General features: G+C 64.9%; 20 protein-coding genes and 1 riboswitch. Of the genes, 14 read left to right on the top strand and 6 right to left on the bottom strand.

Features of this window, described 5'->3' with window-relative positions; translation table 11 throughout:
• Positions 1 to 41: 41 nt before the first annotated feature.
• Positions 42 to 1322 (top strand): lipid IV(A) 3-deoxy-D-manno-octulosonic acid transferase, encoded by a 1281-nt coding sequence (gene waaA, locus PVA39_RS21030; RefSeq protein WP_274125699.1) that lies wholly within the window; start codon positions 42 to 44, stop codon positions 1320 to 1322.
• Between the two features lie 283 nt (positions 1323 to 1605).
• Here the strand turns inward: waaA and PVA39_RS21025 are convergent, their stop codons facing one another.
• Entirely contained in the window at positions 1606 to 3036 is a 1431-nt protein-coding gene (locus tag PVA39_RS21025; protein ID WP_274125698.1) for a TolC family outer membrane protein, read from the bottom strand.
• 140 nt (positions 3037 to 3176) lie between these two features.
• A riboswitch (TPP riboswitch) is annotated at positions 3177 to 3283 on the top strand.
• A 175-nt stretch (positions 3284 to 3458) separates the two neighbouring features.
• On the opposite strand from PVA39_RS21025, the gene thiC reads away from it, so the two are divergent.
• Positions 3459 to 5345 (top strand): phosphomethylpyrimidine synthase ThiC, encoded by a 1887-nt coding sequence (gene thiC / locus PVA39_RS21020; RefSeq protein WP_274125697.1) that lies wholly within the window; start codon positions 3459 to 3461, stop codon positions 5343 to 5345.
• Between the two features lie 52 nt (positions 5346 to 5397).
• Here thiC and PVA39_RS21015 read toward each other — a convergent pair whose 3' ends face one another.
• Entirely contained in the window at positions 5398 to 6153 is a 756-nt protein-coding gene (locus tag PVA39_RS21015) for a DUF3298 and DUF4163 domain-containing protein (RefSeq protein WP_274125696.1), read from the bottom strand.
• A gap of 173 nt (positions 6154 to 6326) precedes the next feature.
• Here PVA39_RS21015 and PVA39_RS21010 point away from each other — a divergent pair, with 173 nt between their 5' ends.
• The 9 genes from PVA39_RS21010 (at position 6327) to PVA39_RS20970 (ending at position 15637) form a co-directional block, all read left to right on the top strand.
• Complete coding sequence (locus PVA39_RS21010) at positions 6327 to 6944, top strand: NUDIX domain-containing protein (RefSeq protein WP_274125695.1); 618 nt, start codon at positions 6327 to 6329, stop codon at positions 6942 to 6944.
• Positions 6935 to 7387: a DUF1249 domain-containing protein gene (locus tag PVA39_RS21005; RefSeq protein ID WP_093506347.1), complete on the top strand. Its 453-nt coding sequence runs from the start codon at positions 6935 to 6937 to the stop codon at positions 7385 to 7387. Before PVA39_RS21010 ends, PVA39_RS21005 begins: the two co-directional genes overlap by 10 nt.
• Before the next feature lie 153 nt (positions 7388 to 7540).
• Positions 7541 to 8320 (top strand): 3',5'-cyclic-AMP phosphodiesterase, encoded by a 780-nt coding sequence (gene cpdA / locus PVA39_RS21000; RefSeq protein ID WP_274125694.1) that lies wholly within the window; start codon positions 7541 to 7543, stop codon positions 8318 to 8320.
• A 73-nt stretch (positions 8321 to 8393) separates the two neighbouring features.
• Complete coding sequence (locus PVA39_RS20995) at positions 8394 to 8975, top strand: YqiA/YcfP family alpha/beta fold hydrolase (protein WP_274125693.1); 582 nt, start codon at positions 8394 to 8396, stop codon at positions 8973 to 8975.
• A 45-nt stretch (positions 8976 to 9020) separates the two neighbouring features.
• Complete coding sequence (parE, locus tag PVA39_RS20990; protein ID WP_013793230.1) at positions 9021 to 10919, top strand: DNA topoisomerase IV subunit B; 1899 nt, start codon at positions 9021 to 9023, stop codon at positions 10917 to 10919.
• Positions 10919 to 11905: an esterase-like activity of phytase family protein gene (locus PVA39_RS20985; RefSeq protein WP_274125692.1), complete on the top strand. Its 987-nt coding sequence runs from the start codon at positions 10919 to 10921 to the stop codon at positions 11903 to 11905. Before parE ends, PVA39_RS20985 begins: the two co-directional genes overlap by 1 nt.
• Positions 11902 to 12426 (top strand): retropepsin-like aspartic protease family protein, encoded by a 525-nt coding sequence (locus tag PVA39_RS20980; RefSeq protein WP_093506355.1) that lies wholly within the window; start codon positions 11902 to 11904, stop codon positions 12424 to 12426. Before PVA39_RS20985 ends, PVA39_RS20980 begins: the two co-directional genes overlap by 4 nt.
• Before the next feature lie 7 nt (positions 12427 to 12433).
• The gene (gene parC / locus PVA39_RS20975) at positions 12434 to 14683 is read left to right on the top strand and encodes a DNA topoisomerase IV subunit A (protein ID WP_274125691.1); all 2250 of its coding nucleotides are present in this window, start codon (positions 12434 to 12436) and stop codon (positions 14681 to 14683) included.
• A 249-nt stretch (positions 14684 to 14932) separates the two neighbouring features.
• Entirely contained in the window at positions 14933 to 15637 is a 705-nt protein-coding gene (locus PVA39_RS20970) for a PqiC family protein (protein ID WP_093506359.1), read from the top strand.
• A 10-nt stretch (positions 15638 to 15647) separates the two neighbouring features.
• Here the strand turns inward: PVA39_RS20970 and PVA39_RS20965 are convergent, their stop codons facing one another.
• On the bottom strand, positions 15648 to 16589 hold the full coding sequence (locus PVA39_RS20965; protein WP_274125690.1) for a LysR family transcriptional regulator: 942 nt from the start codon (positions 16587 to 16589) through the stop codon (positions 15648 to 15650).
• 142 nt (positions 16590 to 16731) lie between these two features.
• Between PVA39_RS20965 and PVA39_RS20960 the strand changes: the two genes are divergently transcribed.
• Positions 16732 to 18156 (top strand): L-serine ammonia-lyase, encoded by a 1425-nt coding sequence (locus tag PVA39_RS20960; RefSeq protein ID WP_274125689.1) that lies wholly within the window; start codon positions 16732 to 16734, stop codon positions 18154 to 18156.
• A 134-nt stretch (positions 18157 to 18290) separates the two neighbouring features.
• The gene (gene sstT / locus PVA39_RS20955; protein ID WP_274125688.1) at positions 18291 to 19532 is read left to right on the top strand and encodes a serine/threonine transporter SstT; all 1242 of its coding nucleotides are present in this window, start codon (positions 18291 to 18293) and stop codon (positions 19530 to 19532) included.
• 59 nt (positions 19533 to 19591) lie between these two features.
• Here the strand turns inward: sstT and PVA39_RS20950 are convergent, their stop codons facing one another.
• Positions 19592 to 20776 (bottom strand): NAD(P)/FAD-dependent oxidoreductase, encoded by a 1185-nt coding sequence (locus tag PVA39_RS20950; RefSeq protein WP_274125687.1) that lies wholly within the window; start codon positions 20774 to 20776, stop codon positions 19592 to 19594.
• Positions 20777 to 21045: 269 nt separating this feature from the next.
• On the opposite strand from PVA39_RS20950, the gene PVA39_RS20945 reads away from it, so the two are divergent.
• Positions 21046 to 21780 carry a substrate-binding periplasmic protein gene (locus PVA39_RS20945; protein WP_274125686.1) on the top strand — a complete coding sequence of 245 codons (735 nt, stop codon included), beginning with the start codon at positions 21046 to 21048 and terminating at the stop codon, positions 21778 to 21780.
• A gap of 4 nt (positions 21781 to 21784) precedes the next feature.
• Here PVA39_RS20945 and PVA39_RS20940 read toward each other — a convergent pair whose 3' ends face one another.
• Complete coding sequence (locus PVA39_RS20940) at positions 21785 to 23020, bottom strand: diguanylate cyclase domain-containing protein (RefSeq protein WP_274125685.1); 1236 nt, start codon at positions 23018 to 23020, stop codon at positions 21785 to 21787.
• A gap of 303 nt (positions 23021 to 23323) precedes the next feature.
• A complete protein-coding gene (dbpA, locus tag PVA39_RS20935; RefSeq protein ID WP_274125684.1) occupies positions 23324 to 24703 on the bottom strand; it encodes an ATP-dependent RNA helicase DbpA in 1380 nt (459 codons plus the stop codon).

Genomic DNA, 24703 nt, shown 5'->3' with positions numbered 1-24703 from the left:
CGACTTGTGCTGCTCAGCCGGCATCCCTAAGCTTCGCCGCCATGAACCGACATCTCTATAGTCTGCTGTTTCACTTCTGTCTGCCGCTGATCGGCCTGCGGCTGGCCTGGCGCGCTTGGCGTGCGCCGGCCTATGCCAAGCGTATCGGCGAACGCTTCGCCCTGCTGCCGCCACTGCGGCCCGGTGGCATCTGGGTGCATGCCGTGTCGGTGGGCGAGAGCATCGCCGCGGCGCCGCTGGTGCGCGAGCTGCTGGCGCGCTACCCGGATCTGCCGATCACCCTGACCTGCATGACGCCCACCGGCTCCGAGCGCATCCGTGCGCTGTTTCCCGAGGCGCAATTCGCCGGCCGGGTGCAGCATTGTTATCTGCCCTATGACCTGCCTTGGGCTGCGGCGCGCTTTCTCAAGCAGGCGCGACCGAAGCTCGCAGTGATCATGGAGACCGAGCTGTGGCCCAACTACATCCACCAGTGCGCCCGCCGCGGCATTGCGGTGGCGCTGGCCAATGGTCGCTTGTCCGCGCGCTCGGCCAGGGGTTATGGGCGTTTCGCCAAACTCACCGCGCCGATGCTCGCCGAGCTGAACCTGCTCGCAGTGCAGACGCAGGTCGAAGCCGAGCGCTTTATCGCCCTTGGTGCGCGACCCGAAGCCGTCGAGGTGACCGGCTCCATCAAGTTCGACCAACAGGTGGACGCCGAGGTGAGCGCCCGCGCCAGCGCGCTGCGCGAGCAATGGCAGGCGCGTCAGCGGCCGGTGTGGATCGCTGCGAGCACCCGCGAGGGCGAGGATGCGCTGGTGATTCAGGCGCACCGGCGATTGCTCGCCAGCCAGCCGGATGCCTTGCTGATTCTGGTGCCGCGCCATCTGGAGCGTTTCGATACGGCCGCGACGCAACTGCGTGAAGCGGGGCTGACCTCCGTGCGTCGCTCTTCGGGCGAAGCGGTCGGTCCCGAGGTGCAGGTGCTGCTTGGCGACAGCATGGGCGAGCTGATGTTTCTCTACGCCCTGGCCGATATCGCCTTTGTCGGCGGCAGCCTGGTCGAGACCGGCGGCCACAACCCGCTGGAGCCGGCAGCGCTGGGCTTGCCGGTGATCATGGGGCCACATCGCTTCAACTTCCTGGAAATCACCGCCCAGCTGCTGGAGCACGGCGCGCTCTGCGAAGTGGCGGATGCCCAGGCGCTTGGCGATCAGGTCGCAATGCTGCTGAGTGACCCCGCGCGAGCAGCTGAGATGCGCGATGCCGGCCTGGCGGTGCTCAAGGCCAATCAGGGCGCGCTGAAGCGACTGCTGGATGGGTTGGCAAGGTTGTTCGTTTAGAACCTGCTCGTCACCTTCTAGGTAGGTTTTTAGCGGGCAAAGGGACTGTTACGGCCGGTTGTAGGATGGATGAAACCCATGGAAATTGATGGGTTTCACCCATCCTACGGACTGCAATTGGCCTTGATGTGGCCGCAACGCTACGGGCTTGGACAGTCGCGATTCATTGTGGGAGCGGGAGGGGGCGCCTAGTCCATGCCCGCGAATTCGCGCGCATGGCGCGCTCCCACAATTGGCTGCTTAACAATTGCCTTTGTATTAATCCTCCAGATCGCCCACGTGCTTACTCGCCCTGCAGCTTCGCTTCCCCAGCCTTGGCCAGATCCGCTGGCAGGAAGTCGCGGTCCGGGTTGTAGTCCGGTTTGAGGTAGGCGCCCAACGCTTGCAGGTCGGCGGGGCTGAGGGTGCCGGCGGCCTGCTTGAGGCGCAGGTTGTTGAGGATGTAGTCGTAGCGCGCGTCGTTGTAATTGCGCACCGCGCTGTACAGCTGGCGCTGAGCGTCGAGCACGTCGACGATATTGCGCGTGCCGACCTGATAGCCGATCTCCGTGGCTTCCAGCGCACTCTGGTTGGAGATGATTGACTGGCGGCGCGCCTGTACGGTTTCCACGTCGGTGCTCACGGCGCGGAATAGATTGCGGGTGTTCTGCACCACCTCACGGCGCATGCCTTCGCGGCGCTGCTCGGACTGGCTCAGGCGCTGATAGGCCTCGCGTGCCTGGGAGCTGGTCAGGCCGCCGCTGTACAGCGGGATGTTCAGCTCCAGGCCAATGGTGCGCTGCGACACGTCGCTGCCGTAGTTTTGCCCGGTGTAGTTGGGGTTGCTCAGGCCGAAACCGTCGTTGTCTCCGCGCTTGTAGCTGGCCACCGCATCCAGGGTCGGCGCGTGGCCGGCCTTGCGCTGGCGCAGGCTCTGTTCGGCGGCATCCACCGCGAAGTTGCTGGCCTGCAGATTGAGGTTCTGCGCCGCCGCTGTATTGACCCAGGCGGTGGCGTCATTGGGCATCGGGGTGAGGATCGGCAGGCTATGCTGAATGCCTTCGATGCTGTGATATTCGCGGTTGGTCAGGGTGACCAGTGCCTGGAAGGCGTCCTCGACCTGGCGTTGGGCAGCGATGCGGTTGGCTCGCGCGCTGTCGAAGCCGGCCTGGGCCTGCAGCACGTCGGTCTTGTCCGAGAGGCCGACATCGAAGCGCTCGTTGGCCTGGTCGAGCTGGCGGTTGAAGGCGGCTTCTTCGGCCTTGGTCGAGGCCAGGTTGTCCTGGGCGCGCAGCACCGAGAAGTAGGCTTCGGCGCTTTGCAGGATCAGGTTCTGCTCGTTGGCCGACAACTCGAGCGCCGCCTGCTCGCTCACCGCCTCGGCGGCCTGCAGCTGGAACCAGCGATCGGCACGGAACAGCGGCTGGCTGAGGTTGGCCTGGTACACCGTGGCGCTGCGCGACTGGGTGGCAGCGGGTTGTTCCAGGGCCGTGCGGGTGTCGCTGACCTGGGCGCCGGCGCTGAGGTTGGGTAGCAGGCCGGCGCGGGCCTGGGGCACGCCCTCGCGGCGCGCCAGGTAATCGGCGCGAGCGGCGGCCAGGTCGGCGTTGTTGGTGGCGGCTTCCTGATACACCGACATCAGGTCGGTACGCACCGAGGGCGGTGCGGGGTCTGCCCAGGCCGTGGCGGTTGATGTGGCGGTCACGGCAACGGCCAGGGAGAGTCTGCGCAGCATGTCGGTGGATCCTAGAGGGGCAGTAGCAGGCGAGACTAAGCCCGGCCACCGGGGTGGTCAAGGCGCGGCGCCAGTGACCGCAATGCGACCAGCGGGTCTGCTGGCGATTGCCGCTACCCGCGGCTGTTAGTAGACTGGTCGGGTTCTTGTCGGGGTGCCTCGAATCGGAGGCTGAGATTGGAGAGTTCCGGATCCCGTTGAACCTGATCAGGTTAAGGCCTGCGTAGGGAACAAGAGGTATCCGCTCCGGCACCCGCTGGATGGATTCCCCCACACCGCACTCGTGGTGTGCCCGCGCCCTGGCTGTTTGATCATGCCGGCGCTCGTCACGATCTCCGCATGTTCAAGCAGCTCGGGCCCGGCGTTGGCTCATCGCGCGTGCCCGTCAGGTTCTCCCCGACATCCAGCCGAGGAGCCAACCGATGAGCGTCAAACAACAACAGCAGAACCTCAGTGAGTCGGCCAAGGTCGACCAGCAGTCGATCCAGCCTTTCCCCCGTTCCCAGAAGATCTACGTGCAGGGCAGTCGCCCGGATATTCGCGTACCGATGCGCGAGATCAGCCTGGACGTCACGCCGACCGACTTCGGCGGCGAGATTAACGCCCCGGTCACCGTCTACGACACCTCCGGCCCCTATACTGACCCCAGCGTGACCATCGACGTGCGCAAGGGCCTGGCCGATGTGCGCAGCGCCTGGATCGAGGATCGTGGCGACACCGAGCGCCTGGATGGCCTGTCCTCGGAGTTCGGCCAGCGCCGCCTGGCCGATGAAGAGCTGACCAAGATGCGCTTCGCCCATGTGCGCAACCCGCGCCGCGCCAAGCCCGGCAAGAACGTCAGCCAGATGCACTACGCGCGCCAGGGCATCATTACCCCGGAGATGGAATACATCGCCATCCGCGAGAACATGAAGCTCGCCGAGCACCGCGCAGCCGGTTTGCTGAACGAGCAGCATGGCGGCAACAGCTTCGGCGCCAGCATTCCCAAGGAAATCACCCCCGAGTTCGTCCGTGATGAAGTGGCTCGCGGTCGCGCCATCATCCCGGCCAACATCAACCACACCGAGCTGGAGCCGATGATCATCGGCCGTAACTTCCTGGTGAAGATCAACGGCAATATCGGCAACTCGGCGCTGGGCTCTTCCATTGAGGAGGAAGTCGCCAAGCTGACCTGGGGCATCCGCTGGGGCTCGGACACGGTGATGGACCTCTCCACCGGCAAGCATATCCACGAAACCCGCGAGTGGATCATCCGTAACTCGCCGGTGCCGATCGGCACGGTGCCGATATACCAGGCGCTGGAGAAGGTCAACGGCGTGGCCGAGGACCTGACCTGGGAGCTGTTCCGCGACACCCTGATCGAGCAGGCCGAGCAGGGCGTGGACTACTTCACCATTCACGCCGGCGTGCTGCTGCGCTATGTACCGCTGACCGCCAAGCGGGTTACCGGCATCGTCAGCCGCGGCGGCTCGATCATGGCCAAGTGGTGCCTGGCGCACCACAAGGAGAATTTCCTCTACACCCACTTCGAGGAAATCTGCGAAATCATGAAGGCCTACGACGTCAGCTTCTCGCTGGGTGACGGCCTGCGCCCCGGCTCGATTGCCGACGCCAACGACGCCGCCCAGTTCGGCGAGCTGGAGACCCTTGGCGAGCTGACCAAGATCGCCTGGAAGCACGACGTGCAGTGCATGATCGAAGGCCCCGGCCACGTGCCGATGCAGCTGATCAAGGAGAACATGGACAAGCAGCTCGAGTGCTGCGACGAGGCGCCGTTCTACACCTTAGGCCCGCTGACCACGGATATCGCGCCGGGCTACGACCACATCACCTCGGGCATCGGCGCGGCGATGATCGGCTGGTTCGGCTGCGCCATGCTCTGCTACGTGACCCCGAAGGAACACCTGGGCCTGCCGAACAAGGATGACGTCAAGACCGGCATCATCACCTACAAGATCGCCGCCCACGCTGCCGACCTGGCCAAAGGGCACCCTGGGGCGCAAATTCGCGACAACGCGCTGAGCAAGGCGCGTTTCGAGTTCCGCTGGGAAGACCAGTTCAACCTCGGCCTGGACCCGGACACCGCACGCGCCTATCACGACGAGACGCTGCCCAAGGAGTCGGCCAAGGTCGCCCACTTCTGCTCCATGTGCGGGCCGAAGTTCTGTTCGATGAAGATCACTCAGGAAGTACGCGAGTACGCCCGGGAGAACGGTCTGTCGGACGAGAGCAAGGCGGTGGAGGCGGGCTTCAAGGAGCAGGCCGAGCGTTTCAAGGAGGAGGGCTCGGTGATTTACCGGCAGGTGTAAAACTGCAGCCGCAAGCGCAATGAGCATCGCGCTTGCGGCTGACTATCCCTCTTTAACGTGCTGCGCCGGGCATATACGCCGGGCGCAGGATGCCCTGCAGCTGGCTGTAAGGAATCAGAATTTCCGGGTGGCCGTCGGCGTAAGGCGCCAGGCGTGCCACGTCGTACTTGAGCATCACCGCATCGGGGTTCAGAGCGATGTTGGCAGTGCGCTCGAACGGCCAGGTCTTGCGGTACTCCGCATCGTTGCTGTGGCCCTGGGCGATCAGCCAGGCCTGGTGGGCGCGCGCGGCGATCTGCCAGAACGCCGCTTGCTCGCCCGGCACCAGCATGTCCTGCAGGCTCAGCACCTTGTTCTGCGTTCGGTCGTAGTTCAGGTAGGTGCGCCCGGGTACACCGTGGGCGCCGCCGATGAAGTGATAGCTGGACAGCTCGATCACCACCAGTTGGTCATGCTGGCTGAGTACCTTGGCCTGCAGGTAGCTGACCCAGCCCGGTTTGCCATTGGCCAGAAACTCGCGCTCGTGTTCGGCCAGCGATGCCGGGCGGCTGCCGGTGGCGGCTTTGACCAGGTCGAGCAGGGTGGCTTCGATGCGCGCATTGAGCGCGGGCTGGCCGGTTATTGGCTGCAGTTCCACATTGACCAGCGGGCAATCCGGGCCGCTGCAGTCGGCCGGCTTGTGTTCCCATTTCTCGTGGGTGGTGGCGATGCCTTCAGGCTGTTCGGAGCGGGACAGGCTCTGGCAGGCGCCAAGCAGCAGGGCGAGGCCGAGGAGGGTGCCGAGACGGGCAATGCGTGACATGTTCATGCAGGAAAAAGCCATTGGCAGAGGACGGGCGTTCGACTGCCTGACGGCAGGGTAGTTCGCGATTATTCGTCAATGCAGGCGGATCGGCCAGGCTTTCGCCGCATCGCTTGCCGGGGAGCCTTAACAGCCCCTAGGATGGCCACATTGTGTACAGCTCAACGAGAGACCAGCAGATGACCGAAACCTTTACCCCCGGCCCGGACGCGGTGGAAATCATCGAGCGTGAGGAATGCTTTCGCGGGTTCTATAGCCTGGATCGTTTCCACCTGCGTCATCGGCAGTTCTCCGGCGAAATGGGTCCGGTGCTGCGTCGCGAACTGTTCATCCGCCACGACGCGGTGTGTGTGCTGCCCTACGACGCGGTAACCGACAGCGTGGTGCTGATCGAGCAGTTCCGGGTCGGCGCCATGCACAAGGCCACCAATCCCTGGCTGGTCGAACTGGTCGCCGGGCTGATCGACAAGAACGAGGAGCCGGACGAAGTCGCCCTGCGCGAAGCCGAGGAGGAGGCCGGCCTGACGCTGACCTCGCTGTGGCCGATGACCCGCTACTTCCCGTCGCCCGGCGGCTCGGATGAATTCGTGCATCTGTTCCTCGGCCGCTGCGACAGCGCTGGCGTAGGCGGCATCCATGGCCTGGAGGAAGAGGGCGAAGACATTCGCGTGCAGGTATGGCCCTTCGAGGACGCCCTGCAGGCGGTCAAGGACGGCAAGATCAACAACGCGGCGAGCATCATCGCCCTGCAGTGGCTGGCGCTCAACCGTGCCGAGGTCCGGGGTCTATGGGGTTGAATCTGCTGCGCGAGCGCTACCGGGTCGACTTGATCGAGCTGCAAGCGGCTTGCGAAGCCAACTATGCGCGGCTGATGCGCCTCTTGCCTGGCATGCGTGAGGCCCAGGGTGCGCGGCGCGTGGCTCTCAGTCAGGGCGAGCGGCAGTTGGGCGTGCTGGCTCTGGAGGTGGTCGAGAGCTGCCCCTATACCTCCACGGTGCAGGTGCGTCAGGAGCACAGCCTGCCGTGGCTGCCGGTGCCGCAGCTGGAAGTGCGCGTCTACCATGACGCGCGCATGGCCGAAGTCACCGGCGCCCAGAGCGCACGGCGCTTTCGCGGCATCTATCCCTATCCCAACGCCGCCATGCATCAGCCGGACGAGAAAACTCAGCTCAACGTGTTTCTCGGCGAATGGTTGAGCCACTGCCTAGCATGCGGGCACGAAACCGAGTCATTGATTTGATTGATGGCCTATGGCCATGAAAATGCATCGGCTTTCTGTGAACCAGTGCTTATTTGCGGGTTTACCACCTCGTTTGACGCTTCCATAATTCGCACTCATTCAAGGAGACGTACCTTGGCGCGTGCGGCCGTTCCCCCCTCTGTCGATTCCTAGGTGCTGCTGGTGCAGCTCACCGACAGCCATCTGTTCGCCGATGACAGCGGCCGGCTGCTGGGCATGGACACTGCCGACAGCCTGCGCCGGGTGGTCGAGCAGGTGCTCAAGGAGCAGCCGGCCGTCGACATGATCCTGGCCACCGGCGACCTGTCCCAGGACGGTACGGCGGCTTCCTACGCGCGCTTCGTCGAACTGAGCGACGCCATCGACGCCCCGGCCCGCTGGATTCCCGGCAACCATGACGACATTCCCACCATGCAGGCCGCCTGCATGGGCACCGACCTGCTCGAGCCGATCGTGGATCTGGGTAACTGGCGGGTCACGCTGCTCGACTCGTCGATCCCGGGCGCTGTGCCGGGTTACCTGCAGGAATCCCAGCTGGTGCTGCTGGAACGTGCGCTGAGCGAAGCGCCGGATCGCCACCACCTGATCTGCCTGCACCACCACCCGGTGGATATCGGCTGCCAGTGGATGGCGCCGATCGGTCTGCGTAATCCGGATGCGCTGTTCTCGCTGCTGCAACGCTTTCCCCAGGCGCGCGCCGTGCTCTGGGGCCACGTGCACCAGACCATCGATACCCGCCGTGACGACCTGCGCCTGCTGGCGTCGCCGTCGACCTGCGTGCAGTTCACCCCGGGTAGTGAAGACTTCCAGGCCGACAGTGCGGCGCCAGGTTATCGCTGGCTGCGTCTGCACGATGATGGTCGGCTGGACACTGGCGTGTCGCGGGTCGAGGGCTTCGTGTTCGAGCCCGACTACAGCGTTGGCGGCTACTAGGGCTCGGCGCGGGGGCTCATGGCCGAGACGGCAATGCTTGCAGCCTGCAGGCTGGCGCTAGTAGCCTCCCGTTATGACCAATAGCATTCTTTATATCCACGGCCTCAACAGTTCGCCGGTTTCCACCAAGGCCAGCCAGTTGATCGCCGCCATGACCGACTGCGGCCTGCAGAACCAGTTGCGGGTTCCGGCCCTGCATCACCATCCTCGCCAGGCCATCGCCCAGCTCGAAGCCCTGATCGCCGAGCTGGGACGCCCCACGCTGGTCGGCAGCTCCCTGGGCGGCTACTATGCGACCCACCTGGCCGAGCTGCACGGGCTCAAGGCGCTGCTGATCAACCCGGCGGTGCGGCCCCACGAGTTGTTCGACGGCTACCTGGGCACGCAGACCAACCATTACAGCGGCGAAACCTGGGAACTGACCGAGGACCACGTGGCGGCCCTGGCTGAACTGGCCGTCGAGCCGCCTGCGGACCCGGCGCGTTATCAGGTGTGGCTGCAGACCGGCGACGAAACCCTCGACTACCGGCGCGCCCAGGCCTATTACCGGCACTGCGCCCTGCGCATCGAAGCGGGTGGCGACCACGGTTTCCAGGGTTTCGCCGAGCGCCTGCCGATGTTGTTCGCCTTTGCCGGCATTGCGCCCGCCAGCTGAGCGGGCGCTGCCAATCCCCGATCAATCAGAGCATTGCAGAGACCCATGGCCCAGCAAAACGCCTACAACGCCGATGCCATCGAAGTGCTTTCCGGCCTCGACCCGGTGCGCAAGCGCCCGGGGATGTACACCGACACCACGCGCCCCAACCACCTGGCCCAGGAAGTCATCGACAACAGTGTCGACGAAGCCCTGGCCGGCCACGCCAAGTCCATTCAGGTGATCCTCCACGAGGACAACTCCCTGGAAGTGATCGACGACGGCCGCGGCATGCCGGTGGACATCCACCCTGAAGAAGGCGTGCCCGGTGTCGAGCTGATCCTCACCAAGCTGCACGCCGGCGGCAAGTTCAGCAACAAGAACTACCAGTTCTCCGGCGGGCTGCACGGCGTCGGCATCTCGGTGGTCAACGCCTTGTCGACCCGCGTGGAGGTGCGCGTCAAGCGCGACGGCAGCGAGTACTCCATGGCCTTCGCCGACGGCTTCAAGGCCAGCGACCTGGAAGTGATTGGCAGCGTCGGCAAGCGCAACACCGGCACCAGCGTGCACTTCTGGCCGGACGCCAAGTATTTCGATTCCCACAAGTTCTCGGTCAGCCGCCTCAAGCACGTGCTCAAGGCCAAGGCCGTGCTGTGCCCGGGCCTGGCGGTCAGCTTCCACGACAAGGCCAGCAACGAGAAGGTCGAGTGGCTATACGAAGACGGCCTGCGCTCCTACCTGGTCGATGCGGTCAGCGAATTCGAGCGCCTGCCCAACGAACCCTTCTGCGGCAGCCTGGCCGGCAACAAGGAAGCCGTGGACTGGGCGCTGCTGTGGCTGCCCGAAGGTGGCGACGCGGTGCAGGAAAGCTACGTCAACCTAATCCCCACGGCGCAGGGCGGCACCCACGTCAACGGCCTGCGTCAGGGCCTGCTGGATGCTATGCGCGAGTTCTGCGAGTTCCGCAACCTCTTGCCGCGCGGCGTCAAGCTGGCGCCGGAAGACGTCTGGGAGCGCATCGCCTTCGTCCTCTCGATGAAGATGCAGGACGCCCAGTTCTCCGGGCAGACCAAGGAGCGCCTGTCGTCGCGCGAGGCCTCGGCCTTCGTCTCCGGCGTGGTAAAGGACGCCTTCAGCCTGTGGCTCAACGCCCACCCGGAGTTCGGCCAGCAGCTCGCCGAGCTGGCGATCAGCAATGCCAGCCGCCGCCTCAAGGCGGGCAAGAAGGTCGAGCGCAAGAAGATCACCCAGGGCCCTGCGCTGCCCGGCAAACTGGCCGACTGCGCGGGCCAGAACCCGCTGCGCTGCGAGCTGTTCCTGGTCGAGGGTGACTCGGCCGGCGGCAGCGCCAAGCAGGCGCGGGACAAGGAATTCCAGGCGATCATGCCGCTGCGCGGCAAGATCCTGAATACCTGGGAAGTGGACGGCGGCGAGGTGCTGGCCAGCCAGGAGGTGCATGACATCGCCGTGGCCATCGGTATCGACCCCGGCTCCAACGATCTCTCCGGGCTGCGCTACGGCAAGATCTGCATCCTCGCCGACGCCGACTCCGACGGCCTGCACATCGCCACGCTGCTCTGCGCGCTGTTCGTGCGTCACTTCCGCCCGCTGGTCGACGCCGGTCACGTCTACGTGGCCATGCCGCCGCTGTATCGCATCGATCTGGGCAAGGACATTTACTACGCCCTCGACGAGGCCGAGCGCGACGGCATTCTCGATCGCCTGGTCGCCGAGAAGAAACGCGGCAAGCCCCAGGTCACCCGCTTCAAGGGTCTGGGCGAGATGAATCCGCCGCAGCTGCGCGAAACCACCATGGACCCCAACACCCGCCGCCTGGTGCAGCTGACCCTCGAAGACTTCGAGGGCACCCGCGAAGTGATGGACATGCTGCTGGCCAAGAAGCGCGCCGGCGACCGCAAATCCTGGCTGGAGTCCAAGGGCAACCTGGCTGAGGTGCTGCTCTGATGCGCCGACTGGTCGGCGCCTTGCTGCTCGCCGCCATGACGCCGGCACTTGCCGACATGCCGCCGCTGGAAGAGCTCAAATTGGTCAGCGAGCACCCGGTGGACGGCATGGACGCCGGCAACCTGTCGGGCCTGGCCTGGTGCGGCGATGCGCTGTGGGCGGTGTCCGACCGTGAAGATGATCGCCTGTACCGCCTGGATTCCTCGGCCACCGTCTGGCAGGCCGAAGCCGAGCATTTCGTGGCGCCGCCCGCGCCGTCGATGCCGTTGCCCTGGGGCTTGCGCATGCGCACCTGGATGGCCGGGCTGGTGCGCGGCGGGCATCTCGACTTCGAAGGCATTGCCTGTGACGCCAAGGGCAATCGCTACCTGGTCAGCGAAGCCCGCGCGGCGGTGCTGCAGGTGCCGCCGGCTGCCGACGCGCAGTGGCTGAAGCTGCCTGAAGGCATGGTGCGCCAGGCCCGGGCCAGCGGCATGCTGCTGAACTTCAACGCGCTGTTCGAAGGCATCGCCATCGACCCGGCCGGCGAGCGCCTGTGGCTGGCGGCGGAAAAGGAGCGTCGTGGCCTGGTGATTGTGCATAACCGCAACAACGCCTGGCGCTGCGAGGGTGGTTGCGTGCTGCTCAACGAGGGCGGTGAAGAAATCTCGCCCGAAGCGCTGGGCGGCCGGTCCGCGCCGGTGGACTTCTCCGATGTGGCCTTCTTCGAGGAGAAACTCTACACCCTGGAGCGCCAGGCCCATCGCATCTGCCGGCGCACGCCGGCCAATGGCGAGGTCGAGCGCTGCTGGTCGTTCGTCGCCGAAGCGCTGACCGACGCGCGCCGCTATCCCGTGCATTACGGCATGGCCGAGGCGTTGTCCGTTGACGCGCAGGGCGCCTGGATCGGCGTCGACAACGGTAGCCAAACCCGCAGCGATGGCGAGAAGCGCCCGATCGTCTGGCGCTTCGCCGCACCGGCCGGTGGCTGGGGTGCCGTGCAGTGAGCGAGCAGACCGTCGGGCGTCGAGCCGGCCGGGTGATGCTGGTGCTCGCCTGGGGCGCCGGCCTGCTGTTGGCCACGCATTTCTTCGGCAAGTGGGAAGAGGACAAGAGCCATCCCAATCGCCAGCCGGAATCGGTGCACGGCAGCGGCTACGTCGAAGTGCGCCTGGCCAGCAGCCCCGGCGGCCATTACCGGGTCGACGGGCAGATCAACGGCGAGGCGGCGAGCTTTCTGCTCGACACCGGCGCCACCCAGGTGGCGATTCCCAGCCAGGTCGCCAGCGATCTTGGCTTGCAAGCCGGCGCGCCGGTGCAGATCCGTACCGCCAACGGCATCGCCACGGCGCATCGCACGCGCCTGGAGCGTCTGCAACTCGGCGATATCGTGCTGCACGACGTGTCGGCGTTGATCGCCCCGGGCATGGATGGCGACGAGATCCTGCTGGGCATGAGCGCCTTGAAACAACTCGAATTCAGTCAGAAGGGCGGCAGCCTGGTGCTGCGCCAATCAACCTTGCAATGAGGCACGCATGAGCGAAACCCTCGATCTGAGCCTGGACGGCGTCGAACGCCGTTCCCTTGCCGACTTCACCGAGCAGGCTTATCTCAATTACTCCATGTACGTGATCATGGATCGCGCCCTGCCGCATATCGGTGACGGTCTGAAGCCCGTGCAGCGGCGCATCGTCTACGCCATGAGCGAGCTCGGTCTGGACGCCGATGCCAAGCACAAGAAGTCGGCGCGTACCGTCGGCGACGTGCTCGGCAAGTTCCACCCCCACGGTGACAGCGCCTGCTACGAAGCCATGGTGCTGATGGCGCAGCCGTTCAGCTACCGCTATACGCTGGTCGACGGTCAGGGCAACTGGGGGGCGCCGGACGATCCCAAGTCCTTCGCCGCCATGCGCTACACCGAGGCGCGCCTGTCGCGCTATTCCGAGGTGCTGCTCAGCGAGCTGGGCCAGGGCACCGTTGACTGGGTGCCGAACTTCGACGGTACGCTGAACGAGCCGGCGACCCTGCCGGCGCGGCTTCCCAACCTCTTGTTGAATGGCACCACCGGCATCGCCGTGGGCATGGCTACCGACGTGCCGCCGCACAACCTGCGCGAAGTCGCCGCCGCCTGCGTGCGCCTGATCGACGAGCCCAATGCCTCGGTCGAGCAGTTGTGCGAGCACGTGCAGGGCCCGGATTACCCGACCGAGGCGGAAGTCATCACGCCGCGTGCCGACCTGCTGAAGATCTACGAAACCGGCCGCGGCTCGGTGCGCATGCGCGCCGTGTACAGCGTCGAGGACGGTGACATCGTGGTCACCGCGCTGCCACATCAGGTTTCCGGTTCCAAGGTGCTGGAGCAGATCGCCAGCCAGATGCAGGCCAAGAAGCTGCCGATGGTCGCCGACCTGCGTGACGAGTCGGATCACGAGAACCCGTGCCGCATCGTTATCATCCCGCGCTCCAATCGCGTCGATGCCGACGAACTGATGACTCACCTGTTCGCCACTACCGATCTGGAATCCAGCTACCGGGTCAACACCAACGTCATCGGCCTGGATGGCAAGCCTCAGGTCAAGAACCTGCGGCAGATGCTCGTCGAATGGTTGCAGTACCGCCTGGGCACCGTGCGCCGCCGCCTGCAGTTCCGTCTGGACAAGGTCGAGAAGCGCCTGCACCTGTTGGAAGGCTTGCTGGTCGCCTTCCTCAACCTCGACGAAGTGATCCACATCATCCGTACCGAGGAGCATCCCAAGGCGCGCCTGATCGAGCGTTTCGAACTGAGCGAGATCCAGGCCGACTACATCCTCGACACCCGTCTGCGTCAGCTGGCGCGTTTGGAAGAGATGAAGCTGCGCAGCGAGCAGGACGAGCTGCTGAAGGAGCGCGACAAGCTGCTGGCCCTGCTGGGCAGCGAAGCCAAGCTGAAGAAGCTGGTACGCAAGGAAATTCTCGAGGACGCCGAGAAGTACGGCGACGACCGCCGTTCGCCGATCGTCGCCCGCGCCGAAGCCCGCGCCCTGTCGGAAACCGAGCTGATGCCGACCGAGCCGGTCACCGTGGTGATTTCCGAAAAGGGCTGGGTGCGCTGCGCCAAGGGCCACGATATCGACGCCACCGGCCTGTCCTACAAGGCTGGCGACGGCTTCAAGGCCGCGGCGCCCGGGCGCTCGAACCAGTACGCGGTGTTCATCGATTCCACCGGGCGCAGTTACTCGCTGGCCGCCCATTCGCTGCCGTCGGCCCGTGGCCAGGGCGAGCCGCTGACCGGCCGCCTGACGCCGCCGCCGGGCGCCTCCTTCGAGTGCGTGCTGCTGCCCGATGATGAGGCGCTGTACGTGATCGCCTCCGACGCCGGCTACGGTTTCGTGGTCAAGGGCGAGGACCTGCAGGCCAAGAACAAGGCCGGCAAGGCGCTGCTCAGTTTGCCCAATGGTGCGCGCGTGGTGCCGCCACGGCCGCTGAATAACCGCGAGGAAGACTGGCTGGCGGCGGTGACCACCGAAGGCCGCCTGTTGCTGTTCAAGGTCGCCGACCTGCCGCAACTGGGCAAGGGCAAGGGCAACAAGATCATCGGCATTCCCGGTGACCGCGTGGCCAGCCGCGAGGAGTACCTCACCGACCTGGCGGTGCTGCCGGCGGGCGCCACTCTTGTATTGCAGGCTGGCAAGCGTACGCTGTCCTTGAAGGCCGATGACCTCGAACACTACAAGGGCGAGCGCGGCCGGCGCGGCAACAAATTGCCGCGTGGCTTCCAGCGTGTGGACGGCCTGTTGGTCGAGTAACTCTGCTGGCCAATGGCCTGGGGCTGGAGTTCGCGGGCGGTTTATCGGATGATACCGCCCCTCGCATGCCCGCCGGACGGTGGGCCATCTGCCATCCTTTATTCAAGTCGTCGGGTGGCAGGCGCATTGCATGCAGACAGGGATTATTTGCACCGCGCAGGCGTAAGCCGGCGTGGTGATTCACCTATTTTTGTATTGGCATGTTCACCTGCCACGATCGCTGGCCCCGCTGCCAGCTGGAAGACATTGATGATAGCTAAGCGGCTTCCTCTCACCCTGCTTCTCACCGGTCTGCTGATGCTGACCGGCTGTTCGCACCTGATGCCCGTATCCCTTTATCAGCTCGACGGCGGCCCGGCGGCTACCAAGACGGCTGACAAGGATGGCATGAGCGTATTGCTGGGCCCGATTACCGTGGCCGATTACCTGCAGCGTGAAGCCCTGCTGCAACGCCAGGATGACGGCAGCCTGAGCCCCGCGATGACCTCGCGCTGGGCCGGCAGCCTGGCCACGGACCTGGATCGTCAGGTGCTGCGCCAGCTGTCCAACCGCATCAACAGCCAGCGTCTGGTGCTGGCCTCGGACAACCCCAACTACAAGGCTCAGGTGCAGGTGCTGCTGTCCATTACCCGCCTGGATTCCGGCCCGCGCCAACCGGCGGTGCTCGAAGGTCAGTGGCGCCTGGTCGGCCGTGACGGGCAGTTGCTCGACACCCGCCTGGTGCACCTGGAAGAGAAGCACAAGGGCCCGATCGCCGATCAGGTGCGTGCCCAAAGCGCTGTAGTGCAGCAACTGGTCGACCAGTTGGCCACTGCGGTGAAGAACAGCGGCAGCAATCCGATTGCCGCCGAAGAACCGCGTCGCAAGGCGCCGGTGCCGGCTGCACGGCAGGAACCGCCGAAGATGCCGGTGGCCGAGCCGATTCGTATCGACGCCGAAGTGTTCCGCTTTTGAGGCTGACGGGTCAGGCTTGGCCTGACTCGTTTTCGCCTTCCTCACGCTGGTAACCTTCCAGCACACCCGCCGTGCGTACCGCCTCGTCGAGAAATACGGTCACAGCCGGATGCGCGCGCTCGCCCTTGCGGTAGGCCAGAAAGATCTTGCGCTGGATCGCCGGGGCCAGGCGCACGGCTGTGACGCCTTCCACGGGTCTGAGCAGGCGCAGGCCGGAAACCACCGAAATCGAATTGCCCGAGGCGACCATCGCCGCGACCATCTCGAAGCCCGCACAGTGGGCGTTGATGCGCGGCGTGAAGCCCGAGCGGCGGCACAGGTTGGCGATGAATTCGCCGAACGAGCTGTTGGTGGAGTCCAGCGCCCAGGCTTCATCTTGCAGGTCGGCAATGGTTAGTGTGGTGCGCGAAGCCAGTGGGTGGCTGACCGGCAGCAGCACGTGCAGGCGGTCCTCGGTCAGCGGAATCAGTTCGTAATGTTCCTGGCGCGCCTTGCTGGCGCCGGCCAGGTCATCGACCACCGCCACGTCGATCTGCCAGGCGCTCAGGGCGCTGAGGCTTTCCTGAGGCTCCAGGTCGGCGACCACCACTTCCAGGCGCGGGTAGGCCTGGCGCAGGTTGTGGACGATGGGCGCGACCAGAGCCACGGCGATGGACGGGAAGGCGGCAACGCGCAGCTCACCGGCGATCTCGCTGCGCAGCTGCGCCAGTTCCGAGCGCGCCTCGTCGAGAATCACCAGAATCCGCTCCACGTGGGTCACCAGCCGGGTACCGGCGGGAGTGAGCGCCACGCCGCGGCCACGCCGCTCGATCAACGCCACATCGGCCTCACGTTCCAGTTGGGCGACCTGCTGGGATACCGCCGAGGGCGTCAGGTGCAGAAACTCGGCGGTCGCCGCCATGGTGCCGCAACGGGCCAGCTCGCGAAGGGTGCGCAGGCGGATCAGATCCATGGGTGATACCTTAAAGGTAAGATTCGCTAATCAATATGGTAAGAATAAATCAGTATACATAATGGAATGGCCGTCTTAGATTTTTCCTGTCGACGGTACGTAACCGGGTATCCGTCTCAACTCACAGAAGAAAAATACAGCCATGGCCGTCAGCGTATTCGACCTGTTCAAAGTGGGCATCGGCCCATCGAGTTCACACACCGTTGGCCCGATGCGTGCGGCCGCCCTGTTCACCCATGCATTGGAAAACCAGGGCCACATGCCCAATGTGGCGCGCGTGGTCGCCGAGCTGTACGGTTCGCTGGGCGCCACTGGCAAGGGCCACGGCAGCGATAAGGCGGTACTGCTCGGGCTTAGCGGCTATGAGCCGGATACCGTGGATGTCGAGCAGGTTCCTGGCTATATCGATGCCATTCGCATCGATAAGCGCATCACCTTGCCGGGCGGTCATTCGGTCGCTTTCAACGAGAAGAACGACCTCAAGATGATCCGCAAGGCGCTGCCGCTGCACGCCAACGGCCTGCGCTTCGCCGCCTTCGATGAGGCCGGGCTGCAGGTGCACGAGGCCACCTATTACTCGGTAGGCGGCGGTTTCGTGGTAAGCGAGGCGGTGCTCGCCGACGGCTCCAAGCACAAGGTCATCGCACCGGACGCCACTACGCTGCCGCTGCCGTTTCGCACTGGTGCCGACCTGCTGCGTCTGAGCCGCGAGCATGGCGTGGGCATCGCCGAGATCATGCGCCGCAACGAGCGTCACTGGCGCACCGATGAAGAAATCGACAACGGTCTGCTGGGGATCTGGAAGGTGATGCAGGGCTGCGTCGAGCGCGGCTGCCGTACCGAAGGCATTCTGCCCGGCGGCTTCAAGGTGCGTCGCCGTGCGGCGATCCTGGCGCGTAAGCTGGGCGGCTTCCAGCGCAGCTACACCGAAGATCCGCTGCGCATGCTCGACTGGGTCAACCTCTGGGCCCTGGCGGTGAACGAAGAAAACGCTGCGGGTGGCCGCGTGGTGACCGCGCCCACCAACGGCGCCGCCGGCATCATCCCCGCCGTGCTGCATTACTACGCCAACGCGATTTCCGGTGCCAACGAGCGCGGCGTCATCGATTTTCTGCTCACCGCTGGCGCCATCGGCATCCTTTACAAGGAAAATGCTTCGATCAGCGGTGCCGAAGTGGGTTGCCAGGGTGAGGTCGGCGTGGCCTGTTCGATGGCTGCCGGTGCGCTGTGCGCGGTACTCGGCGGCACCCCCGAGCAGGTCGAGAACGCCGCGGAGATCGGCATGGAGCACCACCTGGGCCTGACCTGCGACCCGGTCGGTGGCCTGGTGCAGATTCCCTGCATCGAGCGCAACGCCATCGCTTCGGTAAAGGCCATCAACGCCGCACGCATGGCGCTGTATGGCGATGGTTCGCACTACGTGAGCCTGGACAAGGTGATCAAGACCATGCGCGAAACCGGCGCCGACATGCTGACCAAGTACAAGGAAACCGCCCGTGGTTGCGCGCCCCCCCACCCCACAACAATAACAATCAGACTTTTCCGCATGACCATTCGCACCACCTGACTGGCGCTGTCCCCTGTCTCCTCCCTTATAATTGCCGGCTGTCTTGGGGTGACCTGCCCGTTTGGCGTGGCATATGCCCCTGCTGACCTGTCCCCCAAGGCCACCAAGCCTAGAATCTGGACGGCGTCTACAACATGAATACATTAAAACGCATTGCTTCCGCCTACTCGAACACCAGCCTGGTGCTGCGCATCTTCATTGGTCTGGTGCTGGGCATTCTGCTCGCCTATTTCTCGCCGTCGGCTGCGCTCAAAGTCGGCCTGCTCGGCGAGCTGTTCGTGCTGGCCCTGAAGGCCGTCGCACCGGTACTGGTGCTGGTACTGGTCACTTCCTCGCTGGCGGCCCACCAAAGTGGCCAACCCACCCACGTGCGCCCGGTGCTGGCGATGTACCTGATCAGCACTTTCAGCGCCGCGGCGCTGGCCGTGTTTGCCAGCTTCCTGTTCCCAACCACCCTGACTCTGGATATCGGCTCGGCAGCCGGTGACCCGCCTGGCAGCATCATCGACGTGCTGCACAACCTGCTGGTCAGCATCTTCGTCAGCCCGGTACAGGCGCTGAGCACCTCCAACTACATCGCCATCCTGGCCTGGGCGATCGGGCTGGGCCTGTTCCTGCGCCACGCCGCGCCGACTACCCGGGTGCTGCTGAGCGACCTGTCCGACGCCTTCACCCGTATCGTGCGTTTCGTCATCGAGCAGGCGCCCATCGGCATCTTCGGTCTGGTGGCCAGCACCCTGGCGGACTCGGGCTTCGAGGCGCTTTACGGCTACGCGCGGCTGCTGCTGGTGATGGTCGGCTGCATGCTGGTGGTGGCGCTGGTGGTGAACCCGCTGCTGGCTTTCATTCGCATGCGCCGCAATCCCTATCCGCTGCTGTTCACGGTGCTGCGCGAGAGCGCGGTGACGGCCTTCTTCACCCGCAGCTCGGCCGCCAACATTCCGGTCAACCTGCGCCTGTGCGAGAAGCTCAAGCTGGACAAGGACACCTACTCGATCACCATCCCGCTGGGCGCGACCATCAACATGGCCGGCGCGGCGATCACCGTTTCGGTGATGGCGCTGGCTACCACCCACACCCTGGGTGTCAACGTCGATCTGCCGACTGCGTTGCTGCTGTGCGTGGTGTCGTCGCTGGCTGCCGCTGGTGTGTCCGGTGTGGCCGGTGGCTCGTTGCTGCTGATCCCGATGGCCACCAGCCTGTTCGGTGTGGATACCGAAATCGCCATGCAGGTCGTGGCCATCGGCTTCGTCATCGGTGTGGTGCAGGACTCCTTCGAAACCGCGCTGAACTCCCACACCGATGTGCTGTTCACCGCCGCGGTGTCCTACGCGGGCCAGGCGCGGGCCGAGCAGGCCAGTCAGGCCGATGCCTGATTCGCTTGGCAAATGAAAAAACGCGCCTCAGGGCGCGTTTTTTTGTGGGCGGCTATCCGCTATACATACTGCGCCGCGGCATAGCCCGAAGCCCAGGCCCACTGGAAATTGAAGCCGCCCAGGTGGCCGGTGACGTCCAGCACCTCTCCGACGAAGTAGAGTCCCGGTGACTTCAGCGACTCCATGGTCTTGGACGACACCTCGCGGGTGTCGACGCCGCCCAGGGTGACTTCCGCGGTGCGGTAGCCCTCGGTGCCGGCCGGCACCAGCTGCCAGTCCGCGAGGCGCTGGGCAATCGCCTTCAGCTCGGCCGGGGCGTATTGCTTCATCGGCTTGGAGACGAACCACTGGTCGGCCAGCAGGCCAGCCATCTTCTTGGTGAACAGCTCGCCCAGCAGGGTTTTCAGTTCGCTGTTGGGGCGCTCGCGCTGCTGGGTTTGCAGCCACTCGGGCAGATCGATATGCGGCAGCAGATCGATGCTGACCGTGTCCCCGGGCTGCCAGTAGGAGGAAATCTGCAGGATCGCCGGGCCGCTGAGGCCGCGGTGGGTGAACAGGATGTTTTCCACGAAGCTCTGGCCGTTGCAGCTGACCCGGCAATCTTCCACCGATGTGCCGGAGAGCTCCGTGCACAGGGTTTTCAGCTGCGGGTCGGTGAGCGTGAAGGGCACCAGGCCAGCGCGCGTCGGCAGCAGCTCGTGGCCGAACTGGCGGGCGATCTGGTAACCGAAGCCGGTGGCGCCCAGCGTCGGGATCGACAGCCCGCCGGTGGCGATCACCAGGGATTGGCAGGCGACCGCGCCAAGGCTGGTGGTCAGTCGGTAGCCACTGTCAGCACGCTCGATGGCGCTCACCGAAGTGTCCAGGCGCAGGTCGACGCCGGCCTGTTCGCATTCGTCCAACAGCATGGCGAGGATGTCGCTGGATTTGTTATCGCAGAACAGCTGGCCGAGTTTCTTCTCGTGGTAGGGCACGCCGTGCTTGGCGACCAGGGCGATGAAATCCCACTGGGTGAAGCGCGCCAGTGCCGACTTGCAGAAGTGCGGGTTGTGGGAGAGGAAGTTGCCGGGCTCGCAGTACATATTGGTGAAGTTGCAGCGCCCGCCGCCGGACATGAGGATCTTCTTGCCGGCCTTGTTGGCGTGGTCGAGCAGCAGCACGCGGCGCCCGCGGGCTGCGGCGGTCATCGCGCACATCAGTCCGGCGGCGCCAGCACCGATGATGACAACCTGGGGTGAAAGCACGGCATGTTCCTCATACGCTGGGGCGCCGGCGTGGCTGGGCCGGCGCGAAACGGCGCAGTTTACCTGAAGGCATGCGGGCGCTGTGGAGGCCTGCCTGGCCGCGCGTCCGGCTGGCAGGATTCTTCGAACCGTGGCTGCGCGATTCAGGTCTAGCAGATATGCGTCAATCGCGAGCCGGACTGGCGATTTGCCGCTATCTTGTCTATCAGCCTTATTGCCGTGTTCTGTCGCGGCTTCCTTCCTGTCCACCTTGCAGGGCTTGCCACCAATTGAAAATCGGGCGTGTCTGGTTGCTGTCGCTGGTGTTGTTGCCGTGGGTTGCCAATGCGCATCCCCTGCGTCTGGTCGCCGACAGTTGGCCGCCGTTCACCGATCAGCGCCTACCCGGCGGCGGTTTGGCGGTGGAGCTGGTAAGCACCGCACTCACGCGTGCCGGCTACGCCAGCGACTACCGTGAAGTGCCCTGGCAGCGCGCCGTGCTGGGCCTGCAGCGTGGCGACTACGATGTGCTGATCACCGCCTGGTACAGCCGGGAACGCGAGGGTTTCGGTCATTTCTCGGCGCCTTATCTGGTCAACCGCATTCGCGTGGTACAGCGCAAGGGCGGTGGCGTTATCTTCAATCAGCTCGCCGACCTGCATGCCCACGAGATTGCCGTGCGCCGCGGCTATGCCTACTCGCCGGCGTTCATGGCCGACGACCAGTTGCAGACGGTCGAGGTCAGCAGCTTCGAGAGTGCCGCGCAGATGGTGCACCACGGCCGGGTGGAGCTGGCGCTGGAGGATGAGTACGTGGCGCGCTTTCTGTTCAACAACGCGCTGCGCGACATAGCCGACGATCTCGAGTTTCTGCCGATGCCGCTGAGCGAGAACGGCCTGCACATTCTGATTCGCCTGACTCACGGTGAGCATGCCGAGATCGCTCGCCGTTTCGATGCCGCCATCTCCGCCATGCAGGCGGACGGCAGCTATGCGGCGATCATGGCGCGCTACGGCTTGCAGTGAGCGGTCACTGCCAGACGGTGCGCCCGCGGCCCTGGCGCTTGGCCTGGTAGAGCTGCTGGTCCGCCAGGTGCAGCAGGCTTTCCAGGTCTTCGGGTGCGCCATGGTAGATGCCGGCGCTGAATGACAGCGGCGGCGCGCTGGTGGCGTATTTTACCTGCCGGCATTGTTCGCGCAGTTCATCGAGCGCCAGGCGCAATGACTCGCCATCCTGCGGACTGACCATGGCGAACTCTTCGCCGCCCAGGCGGCCGAGCAGCGTGTCCGGAAAGGCCGCCCGGAACGCCCGACTGAAGCCGATCAGCGCGGCATCGCCGGCCGCGTGGCCGTATTCATCGTTGATCTGCTTGAACAGGTCCATATCCAGCATCGCCACGCTCAGCTTGTGACCGCTGCGCTGAGCCTGCTGGAACTGCTGGATGCCCTGTTCGTAGAAGGCGCGGCGGTTGTTCAGGCCGGTCAGGGCATCGTATTGCGCGGCCTTTTTCAGGGCGCGCAGCATGTCGCGGCGCTCCAGGGTGAACATCACCCGGCAGGTCAGCTCTTCGGGGCAGAACGGCTTGCGCAGGAAGTCATCGGCGCCGTGCTTGATGAACATGGCGCTCAGCGAGCCCTTGGTGTCGGCGGACAGACCGAGGATCACCAGGTCATTGCGCTTCATCTTCTGGCGCAGCAGCTTGACCAGCTCGAAGCCGCTGATGCCCGGCATGCTGTGGTCGACCACCAGCATGTCGACATCCGGCTGCTCCTTGAGAATGCGCAGGGCTTCATCGCCGTCGTGCGCGTCGATGATCTGGTAGCGGTGCGGCACCAGTACGTGGCGGATGAAGTTGCGGGTGGCCTCGGAGTCCTCGGCGACCAGGATCTTCACGTGGCTGTTGCTCTCCAGGCGATGCAGTAGCCGGAACGCATACTCGTAGGAGTGCTGGCTTTCCTTGAGCACGTAGTCGACCACGCCCTTGAGCAGGAGCTCGTCGCGGCGCTTCTCGTTGTACGAGCCGCTGAGCACGATGCACGGCAAACCGTAGCGCATCACCAGGTCGACGCTTTCGCCATCCGGTGCATCGGGCAGGTGCAGGTCGACGATGGCGGCGAAGAACAGTTCGGCCGAGGCTTCGAGCATCATCTCGGCTTCAGCGAGGGAGGCGCAGAACACTGGTTGCAGGTTCGGCTCGTGGCGAAACAGGTGCTCGAGGATCTTGAGCACCAGCGGGCTGTCTTCGATGACCAGAATATTGCGCACGGAGCCCCCTATACCCGCTCTGCCGATAGCTTGAGTCTAGGGTCTGTTGACGTTTCAACGCGAGCCGCGTTGCCGCGAGAAATCTCGCCAGGCTAGGCGGAGGACGCAGGGAATGGCTGTTCCCTTGCCAAGTCCTCCAACAACGCATGGCGAGATTTCTCGCGCAACCCGCAGGGCCGGGCCCGTTTTTGCGCGATGCGGCGTTACTCGATGGCTCATTTGGCCCACCAAACTTCGCATCTCGTGCCTTGCCTCGCGCAAAAACGGGCTCCGGCGCGGCCGTGCGTGAAATGTCAACAGACCCTAAAGCGTGCGCACGCGTAGCGAGCGACCTTTTATCTTGCCTTCGCTGAGACATTTGAGCGCTTGCACGGCCAGGCTGCGTTCAACGGCGACATAGGCCTGGAAGTCGAAGATAGCGATCTTGCCGACCTTTGCGCCAGGGATACCGCCTTCGCCGGTCAGGGCACCGAGAATATCGCCGGGGCGCAGCTTGTCCTTGCGCCCGGCGCCGATGCACAGCGTCATCATCAGCGGCTGCAATGGCGCGCCGCCCTGGTGTTTCAGGCTGCTCAGCGGGTGCCAGTTCAGCGGCGATTTCTGCAGGTTCTCGATGGCTTGGGCGCGATGACCTTCGGCCGGGGCGACCAGGCTCACCGCCAGGCCTTTCTCGCCGGCACGACCGGTGCGACCCACGCGGTGGATATGAATTTCCGAATCGCGCGCCAGTTCGACGTTGATCACCATGTCCAGGGCGTCGATATCCAGGCCGCGGGCGGCCACATCAGTGGCGACCAGTACCGACAGGCTGCGGTTGGCGAACATCGCCAGCACCTGGTCGCGGTCACGTTGCTCCAGGTCGCCATGCAGGGCGGCGGCGGAGATGCCCTTGGCGGTGAGATGGTCGACCACCTCCTGGCACTGCTGTTTGGTGAAGCAGAAGGCCACGCAGGAGGTCGGGCGGAAGCAGTTGAGCAGCTTGACCACGGCGTCCAGGCGCTCTTCCGGGGCGATTTCGTAGAAGCGCTGTTCGATCTGGCTGTCGTCGTGCAGCGCCTCGACCTTGACCTGCTGCGGGTTGCGCATGAAGGTCGCCGATAGCTGCTTGATACCGGCCGGGTAGGTGGCCGAGAACAGCAGCGTCTGGCGGCGCTCAGGGGTCTGGCCGATGATCTCGGCGATGCTGTCGTAGAAGCCCATGTCGAGCATGCGGTCGGCTTCGTCGAGCACCAGGGTGTTGAGGCCGTCCAGTTTCAGCGTGCCCTTGGCCAGGTGTTGCTGCACACGACCCGGGGTGCCGACGATGATCTGCGCGCCATGCTCCAGGGAGCCGATCTGCGGGCCCATGGGCACACCACCACACAGGGTGAGAATCTTGATGTTGTCTTCGCTGCGCGCCAGGCGGCGCAATTCCTTGGCGACCTGGTCGGCCAGCTCTCGGGTCGGGCACAGCACCAGCGCTTGGCAGCCGAAGTAGCGCGGATTGAGCGGCGCCAGCAGGCCGATGCCGAAGGCCGCGGTCTTGCCGCTACCGGTCTTGGCCTGGGCGATCAGGTCCATGCCCTTGAGCATCACTGGCAGGCTCTGCGCCTGGATGGGCGTCATCTGCGCGTAACCGAGGGACTCGAGGTTCGCCAGCATGGCGGGCGACAGGGCAAGCGAGGAGAAAGCGGTGACGGTCAC

It is taken from the genome of Pseudomonas sp. CNPSo 3701, assembly GCF_028674975.1.
GTDB lineage: Bacteria > Pseudomonadota > Gammaproteobacteria > Pseudomonadales > Pseudomonadaceae > Aquipseudomonas > Aquipseudomonas straminea.
The sequence above is the reverse complement of the archived record's forward strand: the minus strand, read 5'-3'. Positions and strand labels throughout refer to the sequence as shown.